Annotated in this window: 7 protein-coding genes; all 7 read right to left on the minus strand. The window is 32.3% G+C overall.

Features of this window, described 5'->3' with window-relative positions; translation table 11 throughout:
• On the minus strand, nucleotides 1-2,353 hold a 2,353-nt coding region (locus HOG71_03970; GenBank protein MBT5989990.1), incomplete at its 3' end, for a PKD domain-containing protein.
• A 300-nt stretch (nucleotides 2,354-2,653) separates the two neighbouring features.
• On the minus strand, nucleotides 2,654-3,031 hold the full coding sequence (locus tag HOG71_03975; protein MBT5989991.1) for a hypothetical protein: 378 nt from the start codon (nucleotides 3,029-3,031) through the stop codon (nucleotides 2,654-2,656).
• 172 nt (nucleotides 3,032-3,203) lie between these two features.
• A complete protein-coding gene (locus HOG71_03980; GenBank protein MBT5989992.1) occupies nucleotides 3,204-3,722 on the minus strand; it encodes a hypothetical protein in 519 nt (172 codons plus the stop codon).
• Between the two features lie 7 nt (nucleotides 3,723-3,729).
• Nucleotides 3,730-4,851, minus strand: a complete 1,122-nt coding sequence (locus HOG71_03985; protein ID MBT5989993.1) for a hypothetical protein — start codon at nucleotides 4,849-4,851, stop codon at nucleotides 3,730-3,732.
• A 1-nt stretch (nucleotide 4,852) separates the two neighbouring features.
• Nucleotides 4,853-5,401 carry a hypothetical protein gene (locus HOG71_03990; GenBank protein MBT5989994.1) on the minus strand — a complete coding sequence of 183 codons (549 nt, stop codon included), beginning with the start codon at nucleotides 5,399-5,401 and terminating at the stop codon, nucleotides 4,853-4,855.
• A 204-nt stretch (nucleotides 5,402-5,605) separates the two neighbouring features.
• Nucleotides 5,606-6,370: a response regulator transcription factor gene (locus tag HOG71_03995; GenBank protein ID MBT5989995.1), complete on the minus strand. Its 765-nt coding sequence runs from the start codon at nucleotides 6,368-6,370 to the stop codon at nucleotides 5,606-5,608.
• Nucleotides 6,363-8,660, minus strand: a 2,298-nt coding sequence (locus HOG71_04000; GenBank protein ID MBT5989996.1) for a histidine kinase, incomplete at its 5' end; no start/stop codon positions are given. The genes HOG71_03995 and HOG71_04000, both read right to left, overlap by 8 nt.

An 8,660-nucleotide genomic window follows, 5' to 3' on the forward strand; every position in this document is an offset into this window, starting at 1 on the left:
AAACAACAAGGGAACTGGACGCAGTATCAAAGCAACCATATGGAGAATTACTGATTAAACTTATTTGAAATATACCGCTAGAAGTATAGCTATGAGATGGATTTTTTTTTGTTGTTTGAGAATTATCTCCAAAATTCCATTGATAACTAAGCAATCCTTGGTTTATGCTTGATAAATTTCCGAATACAAAATTATTATTGCTGTAGCATTGTGTTGAATCGACTATGTTAAACTTTGCTTGTGGCATTGGCAAGGTAAGGCTTTGCTGTGTAAAGGTATCCTTGCAGTTTTTATCTGTGGTTACTATCAGGGAAGTCGTAAAAGTGTCGACTTTTAAGAATTGATGGCTTGGCTTGTTTAGCATACTCGTATTAGTATCCCCAAAACTCCAATAGTAACTATTAATTGTGCCTGTTGAAACAGTTGAATTATCTGTAAACTGAAACAAATTATCTCTCAAGCATTGATCTGTATCATTTACAGTGAATTGTGCAATAGGAGAGGGGAATAAGATGATGGAATGACTTATGGAATCAACACAATTATGATTGGATGTCAAAGTCAATTTTACATTAAAACTATCAGCTGATGTATAAGTATGTTGTGGGTTTTGTTGTGAGGATGTATCGCCATCATCAAATTGCCAAAAATAAGAAAATGAACCTGTGCTTATCAGAGAGCTGTCGTAAAAACTTAATGAGTTTTCATTTACACAATAACTAGTGCTAAACCACGAAAAATTGGCATTCGGCAAAGGAGCAACAGTAATTTCAACTGTATCAGTTGCTTGGTATCCGTAGGCTGCCGATACAATGACATAATATACTCCACTGCTATCTATAGTCAGACTATTGCTTGTTGAAAGTGTATCAGTATAACCTACAACCTTCCAAATGAAACTATAATTGTTTCCCGTATCAACAGTATAATTTATTTGATTGCCTTGGCAGATAATGGTGTCAGATCCTAAATCAACACTTGGAATATCGATTATTTTGACGTCATCAATTGCGATATCGCTTAAAAAGCCACTGCCAGTAACTGCATGAAGACGTATTTTATTCATGTCCTTATAATCGGCTAGCAAAACCAATTTCTTAAACCAGGAGTTTCCATAGTTTCCACTTAAAACTGTATCAATACTTTCTACCCATGTACCGAGGGAGTCGATATCGAAACTTAAACTTCCAATCTGGGTTCCAAACATATGATACCAGATTTCTAAATAGGGATTTGTGAGTGGACTTAAATCAACATCCGGACTTAATAAATCTGCTGTTTTATTGTAATTGCCTGATGCTTCAGTGTACATATAAAAAGTGCCATCTTTAGCCGAACTTGGCCCTGTTCCTGTAGAAATAGTTGATCCCGCTTTTCTTGTCCAGTTCATTTGGTCATCAGTCGACTGAACCCAATCGCCCAGATTTGAATTTTCGAAACTCTCTGCATAGGGGAATTCACGGATTATTCTGTAATTATCATAAATTGTATCGTTCGACCTGTCACCATCTCCTGATGAATTCGGATTGCTAAGCCAACATTTGATGCTATGTATTCCATGAGGGAAATAATAAGTGTCAATTTGAATTACTCCTGATGCATTTGTTGCCAGATTGCCAACCCAGTTTTGAGTATGTATGATTGTATCATTATTAACCTTGAAATTGAATTTGCATGTTGTAAGGTTATTAGCACCAAGGTTCTTAAAACGAGCTTTAACAAATTCCTTGTCTTTAACTTCAATAGATGTCATAGAAACATCAACAGCAATTGCAGCTGTTATAATGACATCATCAATGCAAATGCCATAGCCATATTTGGGAATTCCTTCAAAGGCAATATAGTAAGCCGAAGATGGATTTGGTAAACTGATTGTTCTTTTCACCCAATTTGTGGTGGCAGATGTATACGAACTCAAAAGGACCCAACTGCTTGACGATGAAGTTCGATAATACACTTTGAGTTGGTCTGTATCAACTCCCCATTTTATTCGTGCTTCCCAAAATTCCAACGAAATATTTCCTAAACCCGAAAGATCCAATGCAGGAGATACAAGTTTAACAACATTTCCACTTGTACTTTGAGAAGAAGTATACGCGTTTTTACTGCCTCCATGGGCAGATGCCGGATGATTGGCCCCAAGATCGTATGTTCCTCCATTATTAATACTCCAGCTAGAGCTACCTTGTACTGTAATTTGCGACCAGTTTGAAGGAATAGCAGAGGAGGCTTCGAAGTCCTCAGATAAAACGTTTATCTGAGATAGAGAAATATAAGGTGTTATTGCAAAGCAAAATGTAATAAAATAAAGAAAAAATATTTTAAACTGTATTTTGAATATTTGAATTTTCATTTCAATTATTTGATTAAAAACAGCCTGTAATCAATTACTGTCTATGTTTTAACAGGTTTAAGATTGATGGAACATTCAATAAATAAGGCTGTTTACAGGCAATAAAGTTAAAACCTAAACTTCAATTAGACAAGATGGTGAATTTTATTTCTTTCTTTTGCAATTAATTATTTATAAAAGATAGTTTCCATAGAGAAAGTGTCCTGATATTTTCAATAGGATACTTTAATCATGGAGATTTTTCCATGATGAATTGAATATTTCTGGATAAATCGGAAGTAGTTTTAGATTAATGGTAGTTTATTTCAAACCATTGAAAGTTACCATCACTTTATACAGTATAGAAGAGTGTCGAAATGCCAATGGTTTTACTTGTCCATTGTTTAAAATTAATTCTTCAAAATCTGTTAGTCCATTCCGATGAATGTGAATTTTAATGCCTTCTTTAATATTCCAATCATCCAGATCGGAAACGACTGAGCCGATTTGTAGCGTTCTGTTTTTTAATAATTTACCTGTTCCAAGTTGGATTTCACCCGAGCCTCCCTCAATGATTTTTCCTTGTGGCTCTTTGAAGAAACAATAAAGCATGCTGTCAGACTTGGTTGTAATTCTCACAGAGATATTATCCAACTCATCTTTAATACTATAGGTTATTTGTTTGACAACATTTATCATCTAAAGTTTTTTTATTTATTTGTATTAATCTTCAATCTAAAAATTTTATTTGTTGATTAAGAAGTTTTGGAGGGTATGTCTACCCTCCAAAACAATGCATCTTAGCTAACATCAATTATATTACACCAAACACGTTAGCTAGCTTAAGACATCTTTAATTTTCAGGATCAACTTAAGGAATCACTGAAAATAGTTCATTAAAATTAGCTCGCTGATAAGTCGTTTTACTAAGCAATTCTTTGTTTTGATTTAAGCAAAGTAAGTTCGAATTACCTTCAAGAGCATATTGATTTTGTATGAGATCATACACTTCATCACTAAAAATAACTTTCACTTTATTGATATCCAACCCAAAATTTTCTTTCAAAAAGTCCTTTTGTAAAACTTTCCTTTTTGATGGAAAAATGTACACTAAATTTTCTGATGGGATATTGGCATTTACTAACTTTTCGGCAACCATTAAAAATACTGGTGCACAGGTAAAACATTGCTCACCATTAATAACATTTACATAAAGTGTGTTTTCATTATCCGTGCTCATAAAGTCATCAAGTTCCAAATTCAACTCAGGGCTTAATTCCACTTGCACTGTGGAGGCAGACTTCATGCTTACTTCCTGATATACGGTGTAATTACAAGAATTAAAACCCATAAAAGCTAAAATGATGATCAGATTCATTGATTTTTTCATTTCTATATTATTTAATCAAGTATTTATGAATAAGAATTTTATCGTCTACTTCCTCCATAAATACGATCCTATTATTTTGAAAAGATAAGCCACTGATAATACGACCAATGGGTATTCGTTTTTGAATTTCATTTCCTTTTTTATTGGTTATCACCAGATATTTATTCGATTGATTGAAAACAGGTGGATTAGGCACCACATCTTCGATATAGGCAAAATGATTAATTTTTGTTTTGTTTATTGCCTTTGGAATAATTTCAAAGCTTTTAATCAAGTGAAAAGAATCACTGGCCTCGAATGCGCTTGTATTAACCAGTTTAGTTCCTTTCGAAACAGAATAAATATCTTGCCCGTTGGTGAAGTATATTTGATCGTAAAATCGATTGAAAACATAACTGATATTTACGATACTGGATTCTTTTAATTTAAGCGTATACATATCGGTCACCGGAAATAAAATATCATTTGTGAATTCAAATGTTTTATCAACCAGTTGAAATCTTGAAACAATTGAGTTTGACAACTTTTTATTCAAAGATTTTATATAGAAAACATGCGAATCGGGTAGAAAAACTAAACCATCTTCTGCCATAAATAAATGATCAAGATCTTTCTTATTATACAAATTGACTAATTCAGTTGATATAATTTTTCCGTTAATATCACTTGTTAAAATGATAGACTCGAATTCAATTTTAACAACTCCATTTATGTACAAAGGATTTGTAATTGTTAACACGATTTCAAAAAGATTGTCGTGATAATTAAATGCATTAATCTTATACAAGGGATATTGTCTGACAAACTTATTTGGATGTTTACTTAAATCATATGGAATTAGAGTGTCTGAAAGATTTACATTTTCTTCAAGAAACTGGGTGAAATTTATGTCTGGGATAATGGAGTTAAGAATCACTCCACTATTTGTATTTAAAATGTATATCGCCTCATTTGCGTTTAAGAACGCAACTAAACTATCATTAATAGTTGTTATTTCTCTTGGTAAATCTTTAATATACAGGTTCTCGTGTTCCACTAAATCGACTGATTTTAATGGCTCAAGCCGTATATTATTACCACAAGCGCTGAGTAATAGCAAAGCTGTTAATGTGTAAATTGCAAGTTTCATTTTATTCTACAATTACGAATTCTCCCTGGCTGTATGATATAGCTTCAGCATTTATACCTGTCATATCAAATTCCACAACTTCGTTGTCCTGATTATTGCCAATTGCACCAAACAAACCCTGTTGCATCATTGGTTCTTCCGTTTTACAAACAACCAATAAGTCTCGGTATGTTGATTCATACATATCATAGCCATAGCTTGTCGACATGCTGGTAAAATCCTGAAAATTGTTTGGAATCATGCATAATATAATACACATCTTTCTTGATGTGATGCAATATCCACTTTCAATTCCTCTTTCATCTGGTAAGCTTTCAACATAGGATCCACCTAGTACAACAGGGCAATAGGGACTATCCTGAGCCGAAATTGAGGTGTAAAAAACAGGATCCATATAGCCTAAAACACCTTCCACTGTAGTATTGTCATAATCACCAATTGTGAATACCGGCACCGGATCATATTTTTGCACCAGATCAGCTTCTTTTTGACAAGATATCATTGTCAATAATCCAAAAAACAAGAACAGAAGTACAGCGATTTTTTTCATGAGTTTATATTTAAAAGTTAAAAAACAAATAGCTTATTATTCATCAATACGAATCTAATATGACTTGTTTTACGAAACAATGCAAACTGTGTAAGTGCGACCATTTTCTTCGTAAGTGCGACCATTTTCTTCGTAAGTGTGACCTAAATCGAATTTGAAAATTGAAAATCGAGTTAATAAAAGAGTGAACTAAGTGTAAATTTATTAAAAATGCGTCACATATTTTTTTAATTTGTCAATAAAAAGCTGTTTTCGTCTGAAAGAGATTTCCAGTTTTTTACCATTAGTCAGACTTACACTTCCTCCTTTTCCTTTTTCATAAGAAGTAATGTATTTTAAATTAACAATATAGCTGTGATGAATGCGCACAAAAGAGAGATCTTGAAGTGTTTTTTCCACATCATTTAACGATTTACTGATGACGACAGAAGTTTTATCAATCAAATGAAAAATAGCATATTTGTCACTTGCTTCACAATAAATTACAGTTTCCAATTTAATAATCTGAAAACCTTCGTAGGTAGGTAGTATTATCTTTTCGGGTGTTTTGGTGAGACTTTCTTGGAGTAAATTGATTTTTTCTTCCTGGATATTTTTATTCCTAGTATTTTGAAATCGTTCAGTTGCATTTATGAGATCTTTGGCACTAATAGGTTTGAGTAAATAATGAAGAGCTGAAAATTCAATGGCCTTCAAGGCAAAATTATCATGGGCCGTTGTAAAAACAACTTCAAAATTTTTGAATGAAATATTCTGAAGAATTTCAAACCCATCACCATCATCTAAGTGAATGTCTAAAAAAACTAAATCTGGCTTAAGGCTATCTATTATTTTTATACCACTTTCAACGCTATTGCCTTGGCTAACAATTTTCAGATTTGGACAAAACTTTTTTATAATCTCTGTAATTGTAAATCTGCAATGTTCTTCATCATCGATAATTACCGTTCTAATTAATTCTTTATTCATGATAATCAGATAATTTAATTAAGGGTGGAACTTTCAGTATCACTTTTGTACCACATGCTATATTTTGAATGTCATATAGATCAATAATTTCAAGAGAAATACGGCTGGAATAAATCCTGTTTAAAAGCCCAATTCTATCGTGAATATTTTGCATACCAACCGATTTATGATTGTGCCTTTTGTCAGAAATTTGTCTTGCTTTCACTCGCCCAATTCCATTATCTTCAATAATAACCGTCATGTTTTCTAATTCATCATCTTTAACTGTAATTGTAATTAGGCTATTCGATTTGAGGGTTGCAAAACCATGGTGGATGGCATTTTCAACAAAGGGCTGAATAAGTAGCGGTGGAATCAAAATCGCAGTTGTATCAACATTCGAATCAATTACTATATCATAATCAAATTTCCATGAGAAGCGTAATTTTTCCAGTTCAAGATATTGTGCTAATGTGATTATTTCCTGATCGAGTGTGATGAACTTTTTCCGTGAAGATTCAACAACTGTTCGTAGTAAACGGGCAAAACTATCGATATATTCACTAGCCAAATTATTTTCATTTCGCACAATATAGCCTTGTATTGAATTCATGCAGTTGTAAATAAAATGGGGGTTCATCTGACTTCTTAACGAACTTATTTCTGCATGAAGTAAATTTTTCTCGATCAGATCCTTTCTTTTTTGGCTACTCAAAATCAGTTTCAGTATGATCAGGATAATCGCCAATGACAAAACTGAAACAAGCAAAACAAATAGAAATGTTTTTGTGAAATGCTTCCTAATTTGGAACTCTATTATTTGCGCATTTTCTGTCCAATTATTTCCATCTGACGTGCAATAAACCACAAATTGATAATTACCTGCTAATAGTTTTGGATAGCGAACAGTTGAATTTTTACTCATTATCCAACTTGAGTCTAATCCAACAAGTCGGTATTTGTATAACAAATTTTGATTGGCATTAATAGATATTCCTTTGAAATGGAACGTTAAGGTGTTTTGATTGGGATGGAGTTGATATTTTGAACATACTAAAGTATCAATATCGTTTATTGAAATTCGGTCAAATGAGAGTTTGGGAGGTGGTGAACTATAATTGAAAGCAGAATCTCTAAAGGAGATTAAACCGGTATTACCTCCAATCCATAAGATGCCCTCTTGTTTAATAATATCACTAACCTCATAATAAAGGAATCCTGAATTGATCATAATTGGATAAATCTCTACATTTTTTTCAGTGATATTTGAAATATCGACAAAGCAAATCCCATTATTTGTACCAATCCATAATTTTGAGTCGTCAATATAAAGTTTGCGAATTGAATTACTTGGAAGTGATTTATGCGATTCTTTTTTAATTTTTGTTAATTTATTTTCATTGGAAGTTATCCGTAATCCGGAATTACGTGTTCCGATAACTACAAACTTATCAGTTGAAAGAATATCTGTAATCTGAGATTTAAATTCTTTATTGTCAAGATTGAAAAAAGCGAAATTATGTCCAATTGAATTGAAAAAACCTTCCAGAGTTTTAAGCCATACTTCTTCACTACTATCAAAATTGATACTAAATTGTTTTCCCCTATAAATCCCCAAAGCGGGTGTGTAGGAAATCTTGGAATCCTCAAATTCAATGTTTTTAATGAAGTGTGCTTTTTTGGTGTTTTTATTAAATGGTTTAGATTTATAGTTTACAGCGGTTAAATCAACCGGAAAGCTGGTTCCATAATTATTAAATTCATCAAAATTTGAGTACAGTATCCAGAACGAACCGTCTTCATGAATTAAGATGTCTTCGATTAATCCATGATTTTTGTTTTCAAATTCAATTTGACTAATATTCAAAATTTTGTCAGCCGATATCTTGCATTCATAAACTTCATTTTCGTAGGTAGAAAACATCAACACATCTCCCTTAACATCCAGTGAAATAATATTATACTTAATGTTATTGTAAACTTTAAAGTCCAATGTGTTGACCAATAAAATGCCTTCATTATCGGAGATAAACCAATAATTATTTTCCCGGTCCTGGTATGTCTTAAGGATATTTTTATTAGTGAAATAATTTACAGGGACTTCGTTCAGATTTGTTGATTTATATTGATAAACTCCTTTTTGATTAACAGAGATCCAAATACTATTATGATGGTCGATGTATACATCATTGATGAAGCTTTCAAATTCATAAAACAAGACTGTATCTTTTTTGATATGATACAAGTGATTGTTAAGCGTAATGATATATTCTTTTTTCTGATTGATTGTATTGAATGAAATGGAAGGAAC

Source organism: Bacteroidota bacterium (genome assembly GCA_018698135.1).
Lineage (GTDB): Bacteria > Bacteroidota > Bacteroidia > CAILMK01 > JAAYUY01 > JABINZ01.